12 protein-coding genes and 1 pseudogene are annotated in these 15,232 nt (G+C 71.7%); 7 read left to right on the forward strand and 6 right to left on the reverse strand.

The features are described 5' to 3' along the window. From ACWCRJ_RS42550 to ACWCRJ_RS42560, 3 genes and pseudogenes are all read left to right on the forward strand, one after another. Positions 1-105: pseudogene (locus ACWCRJ_RS42550) on the forward strand (IS5/IS1182 family transposase); the annotation flags it as partial. A gap of 26 nt (positions 106-131) precedes the next feature. Then, the gene (locus tag ACWCRJ_RS42555) at positions 132-434 is read left to right on the forward strand and encodes a lactate utilisation protein LutB domain-containing protein (protein WP_450944351.1); all 303 of its coding nucleotides are present in this window, start codon (positions 132-134) and stop codon (positions 432-434) included. Then, the gene (locus ACWCRJ_RS42560; protein WP_450944352.1) at positions 431-1,066 is read left to right on the forward strand and encodes a LutC/YkgG family protein; all 636 of its coding nucleotides are present in this window, start codon (positions 431-433) and stop codon (positions 1,064-1,066) included. The genes ACWCRJ_RS42555 and ACWCRJ_RS42560 overlap by 4 nt, the downstream gene beginning before the upstream one ends. A gap of 271 nt (positions 1,067-1,337) precedes the next feature. Here the strand turns inward: ACWCRJ_RS42560 and ACWCRJ_RS42565 are convergent, their stop codons facing one another. The 3 genes from ACWCRJ_RS42565 to ACWCRJ_RS42575 are packed head-to-tail and all read right to left on the reverse strand — an operon-like array spanning position 1,338 to position 3,963. Next, positions 1,338-2,060 carry a maleylpyruvate isomerase family mycothiol-dependent enzyme gene (locus tag ACWCRJ_RS42565; RefSeq protein ID WP_450944353.1) on the reverse strand — a complete coding sequence of 241 codons (723 nt, stop codon included), beginning with the start codon at positions 2,058-2,060 and terminating at the stop codon, positions 1,338-1,340. Next, positions 2,057-2,890, reverse strand: a complete 834-nt coding sequence (locus ACWCRJ_RS42570) for a fumarylacetoacetate hydrolase family protein (RefSeq protein ID WP_450944354.1) — start codon at positions 2,888-2,890, stop codon at positions 2,057-2,059. The genes ACWCRJ_RS42565 and ACWCRJ_RS42570 overlap by 4 nt, the downstream gene beginning before the upstream one ends. Continuing rightward, positions 2,887-3,963, reverse strand: a complete 1,077-nt coding sequence (locus tag ACWCRJ_RS42575) for a cupin domain-containing protein (protein ID WP_450944355.1) — start codon at positions 3,961-3,963, stop codon at positions 2,887-2,889. Before ACWCRJ_RS42575 ends, ACWCRJ_RS42570 begins: the two co-directional genes overlap by 4 nt. A 128-nt stretch (positions 3,964-4,091) precedes the next feature. Between ACWCRJ_RS42575 and ACWCRJ_RS42580 the strand changes: the two genes are divergently transcribed. Next, entirely contained in the window at positions 4,092-4,841 is a 750-nt protein-coding gene (locus ACWCRJ_RS42580) for an IclR family transcriptional regulator (protein WP_450944356.1), read from the forward strand. Positions 4,842-5,116: 275 nt separating this feature from the next. Further along, on the forward strand, positions 5,117-6,742 hold the full coding sequence (locus tag ACWCRJ_RS42585; protein ID WP_450944357.1) for a phytoene desaturase family protein: 1,626 nt from the start codon (positions 5,117-5,119) through the stop codon (positions 6,740-6,742). 89 nt (positions 6,743-6,831) lie between these two features. Here the strand turns inward: ACWCRJ_RS42585 and ACWCRJ_RS42590 are convergent, their stop codons facing one another. After that, positions 6,832-8,691 (reverse strand): serine hydrolase, encoded by a 1,860-nt coding sequence (locus ACWCRJ_RS42590; RefSeq protein WP_450944358.1) that lies wholly within the window; start codon positions 8,689-8,691, stop codon positions 6,832-6,834. Positions 8,692-8,874: 183 nt separating this feature from the next. On the opposite strand from ACWCRJ_RS42590, the gene ACWCRJ_RS42595 reads away from it, so the two are divergent. Then, entirely contained in the window at positions 8,875-9,987 is a 1,113-nt protein-coding gene (locus tag ACWCRJ_RS42595) for an NAD(P)H-dependent flavin oxidoreductase (protein WP_450944359.1), read from the forward strand. Positions 9,988-10,142: 155 nt separating this feature from the next. After that, complete coding sequence (locus ACWCRJ_RS42600; protein ID WP_450944375.1) at positions 10,143-11,636, forward strand: acyl-CoA synthetase; 1,494 nt, start codon at positions 10,143-10,145, stop codon at positions 11,634-11,636. 66 nt (positions 11,637-11,702) lie between these two features. On the opposite strand, the gene ACWCRJ_RS42605 is transcribed toward ACWCRJ_RS42600, so the two are convergent. Both ACWCRJ_RS42605 and ACWCRJ_RS42610 read right to left on the reverse strand, forming a co-directional pair. Next, the gene (locus ACWCRJ_RS42605) at positions 11,703-12,518 is read right to left on the reverse strand and encodes an SAM-dependent methyltransferase (RefSeq protein WP_450944360.1); all 816 of its coding nucleotides are present in this window, start codon (positions 12,516-12,518) and stop codon (positions 11,703-11,705) included. Positions 12,519-12,615: 97 nt separating this feature from the next. Further along, the gene (locus tag ACWCRJ_RS42610; protein WP_450944361.1) at positions 12,616-15,033 is read right to left on the reverse strand and encodes a penicillin acylase family protein; all 2,418 of its coding nucleotides are present in this window, start codon (positions 15,031-15,033) and stop codon (positions 12,616-12,618) included. Positions 15,034-15,232: the final 199 nt, after the last annotated feature.

Genomic DNA, 15,232 nt, shown 5'->3' on the forward strand with positions numbered 1-15,232 from the left:
GAGAAGAAGGACCAGGCCGCCAACCGGAAGAAGAAGGGCCGCCAGGGCGGCCGCCCCACGTGCCACGACAGTGATCTTTACAAGGAGCGGAACACGGTCGAGCGGCGCTCGTCCATCTGCGGGCCAAGGCCGTGGAGGCCAAGCGCCGGGACCGGCTGCTGCCCACACCCGAGGCGCTCGCCATGAAGGCCGCCGGTGCGGTGCTGTCCTCCCCGAGGCGGCTGGCGGCGGTCCAACGGCTCGCCGCCCTCGGCGCCCGGCTGGTGGCCCGCGACGGCCGGATCGGAGTCCTGCCCGGCCCGTTCGCCCGCTGGTCCGCCACCCGTGACACCCCGGCGCCGGCCCGCGAGCCCCTGCGCGCCTGGTGGCGACGGACGAGCAAGGAAGACCGTACGACGACGGGCCGTACGACGACGGAAGGGAAGGGCCGATGAACGGCCGCGACACAGTACTGCGCGACATCCGGAGCGCGCTGGCCGACGTACCGGGTGCCGAGGCCCCCGACGATGCCCCGGTACCGCACGATCCGCGTTCCCACCGAGCGGGGCCGGACGTCGTCGAGCTGTTCATCGAACGCGCCACCGACTACCGCGCCACGGTCGTCCGCGTTCCGCCGTCCGATGCCGCGTCCGCCGTGGGCCGCGCGCTGACACGCACCGGAGCGAGGTCCCTTGTGGTGCCCCCGAGGCTCCCTGAGGACCTGGTACCCGAAGGGCCCTGGTCCCGGCTGGAGGACATCCCACCGCTGACGGTCCGACAGCTCGACTCGGCGGACGCCGTGCTCACCACCGTCGCCGCGGCGATCGCCCTCACCGGCACGGTCGTCCTCGACAGCGGACCCGGACAGGGTCGCCGCGCGCTGACCCTGTTGCCGGACCAGCATGTCTGCGTGGTCAGGGCGAGCCTGATCGCCGCCGATGTACCCGAGGCGTTGAGCCTGCTCCACCCGCACCGGCCGCTCACCCTGATCTCCGGCCCCTCGGCCACCAGCGACATCGAGCTGGATCGCGTGGAGGGCGTGCACGGACCGCGAACACTCGACATCGTCGTGATCACCGACGAGTAGGACCCGGCCACGGGGCTGTTCCTTGGACGGCGTGTCCGGCATCGCCACCGGCGGCGGACGGTTTCCTCGCCAGCTCGACACAACCTTGTGAGGTGGATGCACTTAGGGGCGATCGTGGCTCGGTGGCGGTGTGTGGCCATGCCAGTCTCGTACGGTGGGCGAAAAGTGAATGCACTTTGACCTGCGTCAGGGTCGGAAGGTGTAGTGGTGACCCGCCTCAACGCCTACACTCCCCGCTCCGGACGCAACTCTCATCGTGCTTCCTCCGGTTTCACAGCCACGCGGGCAGCTTCGGTACGGATCCTCGGGCACCGCGGAGCGGGCCGGGCGCGGGGCGCCCGGTCGCGTAGGCCGCCAGGCTGGGCAGGTCTCCACAGACCACGGACGGGCTCGTGGTGCCGGGCGCGCCCAGAACCCAGGTCCGGCCGCTGCTTCCGGCCTGCAGCTTGACGGGCGGGAAGTCTCTACGGGCGTGGAAGGTGCCGGCCACGTCGTCGACGAGTGCCGCACACACCGCGCGGGGGACAGCGGCGAAGGAGGTCCCCGCGGCGAGGTCGACAGCGTGTACCCAGACCTCGCGCAGGCGCATCCAAGGCACCTCGGAGACAGGTACTCGGCGTCCCCGTGCCGTCCGTACGACCTCGTCCCAGGCATCGTCCGGCAGGGTGTCGAACGCCCGGGCGAGCCGCTCGTGGGCCGCGCGCAGGTCCGCGCGCAGGTCCACGACCGGCTGGGCGGCGCTCGCCTGGATCTCCCTGGCCCGCTGCTCGGCGTCGGTGTACATGGGAGTCACCACTCCGGTACGCGCCCACGCCAGCAGATTGCCGATCGCGTCGGCGTTGCGGGCCACATGGGCGACGACGTCGGCGCGGTTCCAGCCCGGCAGTTGTGAGGGCTGTGCGAAGTCCGGGTCGGTCAGCCCCTGGACCACGGCCTCGAAGGCGGCCGTGCCGTCGGTCACCCACGCGAGCATGGTGTCCGGGCGTCCGCTCACCGGGTCTCCCGGCGGCAGGTGTTGCGGCACTCGCCGAGCCCGTCGATCCGGGTGACCAGGACCGAGCCGTCCTGGAGGTAGCGGGCGGGCTTACGGGCGTGCCCCACTCCGCCGGGAGTGCCGGTGGCGATCACATCGCCGGGGACGAGGGTGAAGATCTCCGACAGGTAGGCGACGAGTGTGGCCGGGTCGAAGACGAGGTCGCCGGTGTCCGCCTTCTGAACGGTGTCGCCGTCCACCTCGCAGCTCAGAGCCAGGCCCTGGGCCGCGACGGCGGGATCGTCGGCCGTCACCAGCCAGGGGCCGATCGGCGTGGTGGCCTCGAAGGTCTTGCCCTGGTGCCACTGCGGTGTGCGGTACTGCCAGTCCCGGGCGGTGACGTCGTTGAGCACCGTGTACCCGGCGATCGCGGCGCGTGCCCGCTCCGCGTCGGCGTGCCGGATCTCCGTCCCGATGACGACGGCGAGTTCGGCCTCCCAGTCCATCTGCGCGGAGGAGGCCGGCAGCACCACGTCGTCGTACGCCCCGACCAGCGCTCGCGCGTACTTGGAGAACAGCGTGGGGTACCGGGGCAGCTCGCGGCCCATCTCCTGGATGTGATTGCGGTAGTTGAGGCCGACACACACGACCTTCTCGGGGGCGAGGACCACCGGTGCGTAGTCCACGGCGTCCAGGCCGTACCGCTCACCGTCGGCCGCGTCGGCGACGGCACGCCAGTCGGGGCGGCTCAGGAAGGCCGCGAGGTCGCTCTCGCCCAGGTCCACCGCTGTGTCGTCGTCGATGCGGACGGCGCGGGTGGTGTTGTCGAGCCGGATGGTGGCGAGCTTCACTTCTGGTCTCCTCGAAGAGTGCGGGCGAGGCCGAGCGCCTCGTAGACGGGTTCGTCGCTGAAACGGAACAGGTCGACGTCGCTTCGGGCGGTGAGGGTGAGCGGACACCACGACGGCACGACGAACAGGTCGCCCCTGGTGACCTCGAAGACCTTGTCCCCGATGGTGGCGACAGCCTCGCCGGTGAACACCTGCCAGACCGCGGAGCCGGTCGACCGCACCGTGGTGGTACGGGTTTCCGCACGCAGCCGGCGCATCTCGGTGCGGATGGTGACCAGGGCGTCCTTGCCGGTGGTCGGGTTGGAGAAGCGGACGCCCGCGTGACCCGGCTCGATCACACCGGGCACGCCTTCCGTCTCCAACTCCAGCTGGGCGCTGAGCGCGGCGTCGGTGTGCTTCCAACGGTAGGCGGCGAGAGGGGAGTTGGGGCGGTCCGGTCGGCTGATCGGGCGCAGGCCCGGATGGCCCCACAGCCGTTCGCCGCGCGAGCGCTCCGGAGTCTCGCGCGTGGACGGTTCATCGGGACCGAACTCGAAGAAACCGGCGTCCAGCTGTGACACGAGTGGGATGTCGAGCCCGTCGATCCAGGTCATGGGCTCGTCGGTGACATTCTGATGTTCGTGGAAGGCCCAGCTGGGCGTCAGGAGCAGATCACCGCGCCGCATGGCCACCGCGTCGCCGTCCACGTTCGTCCACACGCCCTCGCCGTCGACCACGAAGCGGAAGGCGCCCTGGCTGTGCCGGTGCGAGGGTGCCACCTCGCGCGGACCCAGGTACTGGACAGCCGTCCACAGGGTCGGGGTGGCATACGGCAGACCTGGCAGACCTGGGTTCGACAGGGCCATCGCCCGGCGCTCCCCGCCGCGGCCCACCGGTACGAGCCGCCCGGAGCGTTCGGCGATCGGCAGTAGGTCCGACCATCGCCACAGGTGCGGGACCGCGGCGGGCTGCGGGGTCGTCGGCATGAGGTCGTCGCGCTGAGTCCAGAGCGGAATGAGCCCCGCGCTCTCGAAATCTGCATACAGCTCGTCGAGCATTTTCTGCTCCACGTGCTCATCGGCGGTTCGGGTCATGGGCTATCTCCAGGTGAGACGCCGGGAAGGTGAATGGCGCCCGCGTAAAGTGTGTGCAGTTCTGTCCTCGGGGGCGACAGTACGCGCTTGTCTCACTCAGGGGAATCATTGCGAGCTAGGATTCCTCTATGCAGAATCCTTCCTATCCGGTCAGCGCGGCCGGCAACGCCCTGCGCACGGTCCAGCTGCTGCACGAGCAGGAAGAGTTGCGGGTGATGGACGTCGCCGACCGGCTCGGCGTCGCGCGCTCGACGGCCCACCGGACCCTGGCCATGCTCGTCTTTCACGGGTTCGCCGAGCAGGACCGTCACAGGATCTATCGGCCCGGTCCTGCGCTGAGGGTCATCCGGGGACGTCAGGTGGCGCATCCGGACCTGGTCACAGTCGCTCATCCGCACCTTCAACGGCTGGCCGACGCGGTGCGGGAGACCACCCACCTGATGGTCCTGGAAGGAAACGGCACCCGGTTCCTGGACGGTGTCGAAGGCCCGCAGGCCCTGCGCGTCGGCTACCGCACGGGAACGCTCCTGCCCGCGCATGTCACGTCCGGCGGCAAGGCTCTGCTCGCCGAACTGCCCCCCGACCGACTCACGGGCCTCTACCCCCGCGGGATTGCGCGTGACGAGTCGCACGACGACGAGGGCCTGCGTCACCTGATCGACGACCTGGCGACTGTGCGCCGCCTGGGATACGCCCGCAACCTCCAGGAAAGCGAGCGCGGTGTGCACGCGGTGGGCACCTGCGTCCGCGACCGCGCGGGCAACGCCATCGCCGCCATCGCCGTGGCGGCTCCGTCGCTGCGTACGCCCCGGACCAGGCTCACCGAACTGGTCGAGCCGCTGCTGTCCGCGGCGGAGGAGATCGGACAGGCCCTGTGAAGTCGACGATGCCCGCCCGGGCAGGCCCTGTGAAGTCGGCGACGCCCGCCCGGACAAGGGGCGCCGACCTGTTCGTCCGCACCGGGCCGAAGCGGTCGTGGGACCGGCGCGAGTCGTGGAGGCCGTTCGGTGAAGGCCGCCCGGTGGGGGGCGTTCGACGGAGGTCGCCCGGTGGATGCCGTCGACCCGTACGCCCCAGGTTCGCCGCCCGGCGGCGTTGATCCAGCCGGCCCGCCCCCCTGGCCGACCTCGATCATCGCGTGTTACCAAGAGCCATGCCTGCCACCCCCGCGCACCCCGAACGCCCCGGACGTCCGGCCGGACCCCGGCCCCACGACACCTACGACGCGGTGATCGTCGGCGGCGGCCACAACGGCCTGGTCGCCGCCGCCTACCTGGCCCGCGCCGGGCGTTCCGTGCTGGTGCTGGAACGGCTGGACCACACCGGCGGAGCCGCCGTGTCCACCCGGCCCTTCGCCGGGGTCGACGCCCGGCTGTCGCGGTACTCCTACCTGGTCAGCCTGCTGCCCCGGAAGATCGTGCGGGACCTGGACCTCGACTTCCGCGTCCGCGGCCGCACGATCTCGTCGTACACCCCCGTCGAACGCGACGGTCACCCCACCGGCCTGCTCGTCGGCGGCGGAGAGCGCCGCACCCGCGAGGCGTTCGCGCGGCTGACGGGTTCGGGCCGCGAGTACGAGGCGTGGCAGCGGTTCTACGCGATGACGGGCCGCGTCGCCGAACGGGTGTTCCCGACGCTCACCGAACCGCTGCCCACCCGGGAGGACCTGCGCGACCGCGTCGACGACGAGGAGGCGTGGCGGGTCCTCTTCGAGGAGCCGATCGGCGCGGCAGTCGAAGCGAGGTTCGCCGACGACCTCGTCCGCGGGGTCGTCCTCACCGACGCGCTCATCGGCACCTTCGCGGACGCCCACGACCCCTCCCTCCGCCAGAACCGGTGCTTCCTCTACCACGTGATCGGCGGTGGTACGGGAGCCTGGGACGTGCCGGTCGGCGGCATGGGCGCGCTCACGGACGCGCTGGCCACGGCCGCGCGCGCGGCGGGTGCCGTGATCGCCACCGGTCACGAGGCGCGCCGGATCGCGACGGACGGACGGTCCGCCGAGATCACCTACCGGACGGCCGACACGGAGGGCACCGTCGCCGCGCGGCACGTCCTGGTGAACGCCTCGCCCCAGGAACTGGCCGCGCTGACCGGCGACGCACCACCCACCCCCGCCGAGGGCGCCCAGCTCAAGGTGAACATGCTGCTCACGCGGCTTCCGAGGCTCCGCGACCAGTCCGTCGACCCGCGCGAGGCGTTCTCCGGGACCTTCCACATCGCCGAGGGATACGACCAACTGGCCGTCGCCCACGCCCAGGCCGCCTCCGGCGTGCTCCCCGAGGCCCCGCCCTCCGAGATCTACTGCCACTCCCTCACCGATCCGACCATCCTCGGCCCGGACCTGGTCGACCAGGGCTACCAGACGCTCACCCTGTTCGGCCTGCACACGCCCGCGCGGCTGTTCGAGGCCGACAACGACGCCGTACGCGAGGACCTCCTCAAGGCCACCCTCGCCCAGCTCGACGCCCACCTCGCCGAGCCTCTCGCCGACTGTCTGGCCACCGACGCCGACGGCCGCCCGTGCATCGAGGCCAGGACCCCCCTCGACCTGGAACGTGACCTCGGCCTCCCCGGCGGCAACATCTTCCACCGCGACCTCGCCTGGCCCCACACGCAGGAAGGCACCGGCCGCTGGGGTGTGGAGACCCGCCACGCCAACGTCCTGCTGTGCGGCGCGGGTGCCGTACGCGGTGGCGGGGTGAGCGGGGTCCCCGGCCACAACGCGGCCATGGCGGTCCTGGAGGAGTCCGGGGCGGACGGCCCACGCCTGCCGTAGACGGCACGTCCGGGCATGGTCCGGTCACAGGGTCGGCGCCCGTTCGCCCCGCTGGTCGGCGGCGGCCGGCACGTCCGGGCATGGTCCGGTCACAGGGTCGCAGCCCGTTCGCCCCGGTGGTCGGCGGCGGCCGTCCAGCCCACCACCGTGATCCGCCCCGCGTCCGCCGACCGCGACTCGTCGAACAGGGTGCTGCCCCCCGCCGCGACCCGCAGCCCGTCGACGTACACCCCACGGCCGACATACTGCCGGTCGGTCGTGTACCGCCAGCGCACGGTGAGCCGGGCGGCCCCCGGCAACTCCGCGGTGACCCGGTGCCACACCCGGCCCGACCAGCCGGTGACCGACCCGGACGGATGGTTCAGCGGCGGGTCCGCGTCCCGGACGGTCGTGAAGGCCACCGGCAGCCAGGTGTCACCGCCGTCGGCGGAGGTCTCCAGGAAGAGGGCGTCGGCCCGGGGTTCGGTGTCCCACCACAGGGCGCACCGCAGGCGGGGCCGCCCGGAGGCCGTGGGAGAGGCGGAGGCCGTGGCGGTGCCTTTCCCGGCTCCGGTGGTGTCGAGCGGCGGGAGCGCGAGGGTCGCCGTGGTGGCGGACGCCATTCCGGAGAACCAGGAGGCACGGCCCCGGGCGGGGCGTACGGGAACGGCGCGGGCGAGGTTGTTCGCGGCGGCGACCCGGGGCGCGGAGCCGGACCGCCAGCCGCGCACCGGGTGGACGGAGTTGCCGAGGACCACGAGGAAGGAGTCGGTGGTCGGGTCCAGGACGAGGGAGGTGCCGGTGAAGCCGGTGTGTCCCGCTGTGCGCGGGGTGGCCATCGCGCCCATGTACCAGTGCTGGTAGAGCTCGAAGCCCAGCCCGTGTTCGTCGCCGGGGAACTCCGTGTTGAAGTCGGTGAACATCAGCTCCACCGACCGGGGTTCGAGGATGCGGGCCCTGCCGTACACACCGCCGTTGAGCAGGGTGCGGCCCAGGACGGCCAGGTCCCAGGCACTGGAGAAGACACCGGCATGGCCCGCGACCCCGCCGAGACCGAAGGCGTTCTCGTCGTGCACCTCGCCCCACACCAGCCCCCGTTCCAGGCCCGACCAGGGGAGGCGGGCGTCCTCGGTCGCCGCGATGCCGGGTTTCCAGGAGGCCGGCGGATTGAAGCGAGTGCGGTGCATCCCGAGTGGAGCGGTGATCTCGTTCCGGAGCAGCTGATCCAGACCGAGACCGGTGATCTCCTCCAGGACGAGCTGCAGCGAGATCAGATTCAGGTCCGAGTACAGATATGTCGTGCCCGGCGGGTTCAGCGGCGCCTCGTTCCAGAGGAGCCGGAGCTTCCCCTCGTGCGTCGGCTCCTTGTAGAGCGGGAGCCAGGGCCGGAAACCCGAGGTGTGGGTGAGCAGTTGCCGCAGGGTGATGTCCTGTTTGCCCGCCGCGCCGAACTCCGGCAGGTACGTGGCGACCCTGCCTTCCAGCTCCAGCACGCCCCGCTCGATCTGCTGCACCGCGAGGATCGACGTGAACAGCTTCGACACGGAGGCCAGATCGAAGACGGTGTCCCGCGTCATCGGAATCCGCTCGTCCGCGGGGAACTCCACCCCCGTGTCCGTCTTCTCGTCGTACGCCGAGTACCGCACCGCCATGCCGATCGCCCGGTGCAGGGCGACGGTTCCGCCCCGCCCGGCGAGCAGGACGGCGCCCGCGTACCAAGGGTGCTTGGGCGAGGGCCCGAGGAACGTCTCGGCATCGGTGACGAGCCGATCCAGGTGTTCGGGGAGGAGCCCGGCCCGCTCGGGAGAACCGTGGCGCAGCGTCGGACGACGACCTCCGGAGGCGGAGGCGGAGGCGACCGCCCCGGCGGGAAAGGGCAGCGCGGCGAGCCCCCCACCCACCGCCAACACCCGCCGACCGAGCTGCCGCCGACTCATCCCGGACCCCGAGCCCCCCACAGCTTCACTCATGAAACCCAGTCAAGCACCCACCCCCCAAGGGCGCGAGGAGCAGCGCGCCCGGCCCCCACGGAACAGGCACCCGTCGGCCACCCACGGATCAGCGAGCCGCCCCCGCACACGACACCAACAAAATCTGACGGTGCATCAGAAAAACCCTTCCCTCGTCCGGGGGACTACGGCATCCTGCGCACCATGCAGACGGAGCTGAGCAACACACTCGGAGTCCAGTACGCCGTCTTCGGCTTCACGCCGTTCCCCGCGGTCGCGGCGGCCATCAGCCGGGCAGGCGGCTTCGGGGTGCTGGGCGCGGTCCGCTACACGGCCCCCGACGATCTCAAGCGCGACCTCGACTGGATCGAGGCCCATGTGGACGGCATGCCGTACGGACTGGACGTCGTCATGCCGGCCAGGAAGGTCGAGGGGGTGACGGAGGCCGACGTCGAGGCCATGATCCCCGACTCGCACCGGCAGTTCGTCCAGGAGACCCTCGCCAAGTACGGCGTGCCCGAGCTGGCCGAGGGCGAGGCCTCCGGCTGGCGCATCACCGGCTGGATGGAGCAGGTCGCGCGCAGTCAGCTCGACGTCGCCTTCGACTACCCGATCAAGCTGCTGGCCAACGCCCTCGGCTCCCCGCCCGCCGACGTCATCGACCGCGCCCACGAACAGGACGTCCTGGTCGCCGCGCTCGCCGGCAGCGCCCGCCACGCCCGCAAGCACGCCGAGGCGGGCATCGACATCGTCGTGGCCCAGGGCTACGAGGCCGGCGGCCACACCGGCGAGATCGCCTCCATGGTCCTCACCCCCGAAGTGGTCGACGCCGTGGCCCCTTTGCCCGTCCTCGCCGCCGGCGGTATCGGCAGCGGACAGCAGGTGGCCGCAGCCCTCGCGCTCGGCGCCCAGGGGGTCTGGCTCGGTTCGCTGTGGCTGACCACCACCGAGGCCGAACTGCCCTCGCCCCGGCTGATCGAGAAGCTCCTCGCAGCCGGCTCCGGCGACACCGTCCGCTCCCGCGCCCTCACCGGCAAACCCGCGCGCCAGCTCCGTACCGAGTGGACCGACGCCTGGGACGACCCCACCGGACCCGGCACCCTCCCCATGCCCCTCCAGGGACTGCTCGTCGCCGAGGCGGTCTCCCGCATCCAGAAGTACGAGGTGGAGCCGCTGCTCGGTACGCCGGTCGGGCAGATCGTCGGCCGTATGAACAGCGAACGCAGCGTCCAGGCCGTCTTCGACGACCTCACCCGGGGGTTCGAGCTGGCCGTGGAGCGCATCAACCGGATCGCCGGAAGGAGCGAGGGACAGTGAGCCGAGCCCCCCAGGACCGACCCTCCCAGGACCGCCCTGCCCAGGACCCCTCCCAGGACCGCGTCCCCCAACCCCGGTCCGCGCAGGGCGGAGCCCCGAACGCCCAGCCCCCTCAGGGCTTCTGGGCGCAGGCCGCCGCCGACCCCGACCGTGCGGTGCTCATCGCCCCCGACGGGCAGGAGTGGACCGCCGGACGTCTGCACGCCGAGACCAACCGCCTGGTGCACGGACTGCGGGCGGCCGGGCTGGAGCGCGGTGACGCCTTCGCCGTCGTCCTGCCCAACGGTGTCGAGTTCTTCACCGCCTACCTCGCCGCCACCCAGGCCGGCTTCTACCTCGTCCCCGTCAACCACCATCTGATGGGCCCCGAGATCGCCTGGATCGTCTCCGACTCGGGCGCCAAGGTGCTCATCGCGCACGAGCGGTTCGCCGACGCGGCCCGGGGTGCCGCCGACGAGGCGAAGCTCCCCGCGAGCCACCGCTACACGGTCGGTACGGCCGAGGGCTTCCGCCCGTACGCCGAACTCCTGGACGGACAGCCCGAGTCGGCGCCCGAGGAGCGCACCCTCGGCTGGGTCATGAACTACACCTCCGGCACCACCGGCCGCCCACGCGGCATCCGCCGCCCGCTGCCCGGCAAGCTCCCCGAGGAGTCCTACCTCGGCGGCTTCCTCGGCATCTTCGGCATCAGGCCCTTCGACGACAACGTCCACCTGGTCTGCTCGCCGCTCTACCACACGGCCGTCCTGCAGTTCGCCGGAGCCTCCCTGCACATCGGGCACCGGCTGGTGCTGATGGACAAGTGGACGCCCGAGGAGATGCTCCGTGTCATCGACGCCCACCGCTGCACCCACACCCACATGGTGCCCACCCAGTTCCACCGCCTGCTCGCCCTCCCCGAGCAGGTGCGTGCCCGCTACGACGTGTCGTCCATGCGGCACGCCATCCACGGGGCCGCGCCCTGCCCGGACCATGTGAAGCGGGCCATGATCGAGTGGTGGGGCGAGTGTGTGGAGGAGTACTACGCGGCCAGCGAGGGCGGGGGCGCCTTCGCCACCGCCGAGGACTGGCTGAAGAAGCCCGGCACGGTCGGCAGGGCCTGGCCCATCAGCGAACTCGCCGTCTTCGACGACGACGGCAACCGGCTGCCGCCCGGTGAACTCGGCACCGTCTACATGAAGATGAGCACCGGCGGCTTCTCGTACCACAAGGACGAGGGCAAGACGCGCAAGAACCGCATCGGTGACTTCTTCACCGTGGGCGACCTCGGACTCATCGACGAGGACGGCTATCTCTTCCTCCGTGACCGCAAGATCGATCTCATCATCTCCGGCGGCGTCAACATCTACCCCGCCGAGATCGAGTCCGCCCTGCTCACCCACCCCGGCGTCGCCGACGCCGCCGCTTTCGGCATCCCGCACGACGACTGGGGCGAGGAGGTCAAGGCCGTGGTGGAGCCCGCCCCCGGATTCACACCGGGGCCGGGGCTCGCCGAGGAGATCCTCGCCCACTGCGCCCGTCGGCTCGCCGGGTACAAGCGCCCGAAGAGCGTCGACTTCACCAAGGCGATGCCCCGCGACCCCAACGGCAAGCTCTACAAACGGAGGTTGCGCGAGCCGTACTGGGAGGGGCGTCACAAGGCCGTCTGAGGACCGCTGCCGCCGCGCGCGGGCCGCACGGCTCGCGCGCGGCTCCTCACGTCGTGCACGCGGCCCTCATGGCTTGCGCGCGACCCCGCCCACCGCGATGACCTCGCCGGATCCGCCGGACACCGTGGGGTCCGGCCGCCAGTCGTTCAGCGGCACCACCCCCGGTGGCAGCAGCTCCAGACCCTCGAAGAAACCGGCGAGTTCGGCCGGGCCGCGCAGATGGTAGGGGGCCGCGCCGCTCTCGTTGTAGCCGCGGGTGGCCTCGGCGTTGGCCTCGTGGGTGTCCACGCTGTCGTTGAACGCGAGGTAGCTCCCGGGCGGCAGGGCGGCCATCAGGGCACCGATGACGGACCGCGCCTCGTCGTAGTCGGCTATGTGCCCGCTGACCTGCATCATCGTCAGCCCGACCGGCTGGGAGAGGTCCAGGGTCCTGGCCGCCTCCCGCAGGACGGTCCTCGGGTCGTGCAGATCGGCGTCGACGTAGTCGGTCGCCCCCTCGGGGGTGCTGGTGAGCAGCGCCCGCGCGTGGGTCAGGACCAGCGGGTCGTTGTCCACGTAGACGATGCGCGCGTCCGGCGCGACCCGCTGGGCGATCTCGTGCGTGTTGTCGGCGGTCGGCAGACCGGTGCCGATGTCCAGGAACTGCCGGATGCCCGCCTCGGCGGCGAGATGGGTGACCGCGCGCCCGAGGAAGGCCCGGGAGTCGCGGGCCAGGTCGGTGATGCCGGGGAACACTGCGCGGAAGGCGTCGCCCGCCGCGTGGTCGACGGGGTAGTTGTCCTTGCCGCCCAGCCAGTAGTTCCAGATACGGGCCGAGTGCGGCACCGTCGTGTCGATCCTGGCGGTCGAATCCGTCCACGGACGTAACGAGTCCTGAGCCACCGGGCGGCCTCCTCGGGGAAAGCGGTGATATGCCAACGGCAAGGTGCCGCCAGGAAAATGGTGCCGCCCCGGACGGGGCGGCACCACCTCTCTTCGCTCAATGGCTCACACGGACCACCTTCAGTTTCGGCGAGGACAGGATGTCCTTCTCGCAGAAGCGGGACGTCACCCACTTCTCCGCCGAGAACAGCCGCGTCTGGTCCAGGTAGTGGGGCGAGTTGGGGTTGGAGGACTGCGAGTACGTCAGCAGCGTGCGGGCCACCGGGCAGCGGCCGCCGTCCCAGCCGACCGCCTGAATGTGGCTGGAACCCGACGAGACCTCCGGGTAGACGCCCTCGGCGGGGTTCCACGGCGACTCGATCTTGTTCCACACGCCCAGCGCCTCCGTACCGCCCGACACCGGGATGCGCCGGCCGTTGCGTACGACGAACTGGTGGTCGCCGAGCTTCGCGTCCAGTGCCACGCCCGCCGCCCGCAGGTCGCGGACCGTGTCGGCGAGGGCCGTGGCGAAGCCGGGCGCGTCCGTGTTCAGCGTGTTCGGGGTGCCGACCGGGTCGGCCGCCGAGAAGGGCACCTTCCAGAACTGCGCGCGCGGCACCACCGCGTTCAGCCGTCGCCAGAACCGGTCGAAGAGCAGCGCGCCCCGGCTGTCGCTGTCGGCGGTCCGGTTCCAGGCACGCAGCACCCGGCACGCCTCGGAGACGTCGACCGTCTGGCCGTCACCCGTGGTCGCCGTGCCGCCCGGCAGCGCGGCACACGCCCGCGCCGCGTCCCGGGCGGCGAGGTCGGCCGCGGGCACCCGGTTCGCGAACTGCAGCCGCTGCAGGTCCCGTACGGTCAGGCCGCCCTCGTCCGCCATCGCCGCCACGTCCTCGATCGCGCCGCGCGTGCGCATCAAGCGCTGCGTGCCGAGGTTGCCGAAGACCCGCTCGTACCCGGTCAGCGGCTGGTCCGCGTTGGCCAGCCACGCGCTGTCGTTGGAGTTCTCCGCGTACGGCGCGTCCTTCAGCGTCGGCATCTTCGCGGGCCCGAAGATCCCCGGCTGCACGGCGTCGGCGTCGCTGCCGAGCGCGCAGTCGGCCCGGGAACCGTCCAGGATCGCGACGCCCGCCGAGGGATACGTGGCCCTGCCCAGAGGCGTCGAGCAGCGGGCCGCCAGGTCGTCGGTGATCCGGGGCAGCGTCTGCGACTGGGTGAACAGGGTGTGTCCGGCGGAGTCCGCGGCCACGGTGTTCACCCAGGGCAGGCCCTGGTGCCGGGCGAGGGACCTGAGGACGTCCGCCGTGCCGCCGGCCTTGGCGAAGCCCAGCGAGGTGTCGGCGAAGCGGATGTTCGCCGAGTTGGGGTCGTTCAGCGCGTACGCGGTGCCGGCCGTCCAGGGCAGCGGGAGGTCGGCGCCGAGCGAGGTGACGACCGGGCCGTAGCGGGTCCACCACTGGGTGCGGGTGACGGGGGAGCCGTCCTTGACGCCGACGGTCACGGTCCGCTTCGTCATCCGCTCCGCCGCGCCGTCCACCAGGTACGTGGTCGGGTCGGCCGGGTCCAGCGTCAGCTGATGGACGTTCATGGGGACGCCGGTCGCCACGGTGTGGCTCCACGCGACCTTCGCGTTGAAACCGATCTGGGTGATCGGCGAGCCGAGCAGAGACCCTCCCGAGACGTTCAGTTCCCCGGGGATGGTCTGCTGCGCCTGCCAGAACCGACGGCCGCCGGCCCACGGATAGTGCGGGTTGCCCAGCAGCAGCCCGCGGCCGTTCGCCGTGGTGTCACCGCGGAAGGCGACGGCGTTCGACCCCATGTCCGCGTCGGCGGCGTCGAACAGTTCGCGCGCGGCGCGCGCGGCGGCCGCGCGGTCCGGAGCGGTGGCCCTGTTCGTGGTGCCGGGGGCCGGCGGCCGCGCGGTGGTGATGGCGTCCACCAGGCGCCCCTCGCCGCCGAGCACGGCGAGGGCGTACGCGCGGGAGAAGACGTCGAGCGTGGAGACCGGCCGCACCCAGGCGGCGCCCTCGCAGGCGGGGTCGGTGATCCGGTTCTTCTTCAGCCACGCGTTGTAGCCGGCGGCCCAGCCCCGCATCAGGTCCTCGACCGCGCGGCTCGGCCCGAGCGGTTCGGGCCGGTCCAGCAGCCGCTGTACGGTGCCCGCGTCCCGGACGCCCTGGAAGTACAGGTCGCTGGTGAGGTTCTTGGAGGCGGAGGAGAGCGAGAAGTCGGGTGCCGCGTCGGGCCCGAAGTGGCGGGAGCGCTCCCCCCTCACCGTCACGAACCCGTCGGCGAGCACACACACCTGGTCGGCGGCCTGCGCCCAGCCGGTGCCGAAGCCGAGGTTCGCGTAGTCCTTCGCGACGATGTGCGGTACGCCGTACTCGGTGTAGCGGATCACGGCGGACAGGCCGCCGTGGGAGGTACGGCGCTCACCGGTTCGTGCGTCGTCGGCGGCGGTGGCCGAGGGAAGGACGGCGGAGGCGGTGAGGAGGGCGACGGCCGAAACCATCAACTGTCTGAGGCGGGTGCGCATACGGGCTCCCCATAGCGTTGAAGAAAAGGATGGTTGAGCATGTCGACACGTGTCTGCGTAGTCCATACGGGTGCGGGATCCTCCCTCAAGGTGACTTGTCGTCCGGCGGTCGGAGTTGAGTCACTTCTCGCCATGTGCGCCGGATTCCGGCCGCGAGGGTGGCGCGCTTGACCTCGCTCGCGGGACGGAACGAGGATCG

Source organism: Streptomyces sp. NPDC002324, assembly GCF_053593335.1.

What these genes read in the sequence shown, in the direction of transcription:
- ACWCRJ_RS42560 (WP_450944352.1), top strand. Translation starts at nt 431, where the DNA reads ATGAACGGCCGCGACACAGTACTGCGCGACATCCGGAGCGCGCTGGCC.
- ACWCRJ_RS42575 (WP_450944355.1), bottom strand. Translation starts at nt 3,963, where the DNA reads ATGACCCGAACCGCCGATGAGCACGTGGAGCAGAAAATGCTCGACGAG.
- ACWCRJ_RS42580 (WP_450944356.1), top strand. Translation starts at nt 4,092, where the DNA reads ATGCAGAATCCTTCCTATCCGGTCAGCGCGGCCGGCAACGCCCTGCGC.
- ACWCRJ_RS42585 (WP_450944357.1), top strand. Translation starts at nt 5,117, where the DNA reads ATGCCTGCCACCCCCGCGCACCCCGAACGCCCCGGACGTCCGGCCGGA.
- ACWCRJ_RS42590 (WP_450944358.1), bottom strand. Translation starts at nt 8,691, where the DNA reads ATGAGTGAAGCTGTGGGGGGCTCGGGGTCCGGGATGAGTCGGCGGCAG.
- ACWCRJ_RS42595 (WP_450944359.1), top strand. Translation starts at nt 8,875, where the DNA reads ATGCAGACGGAGCTGAGCAACACACTCGGAGTCCAGTACGCCGTCTTC.
- ACWCRJ_RS42610 (WP_450944361.1), bottom strand. Translation starts at nt 15,033, where the DNA reads ATGCGCACCCGCCTCAGACAGTTGATGGTTTCGGCCGTCGCCCTCCTC.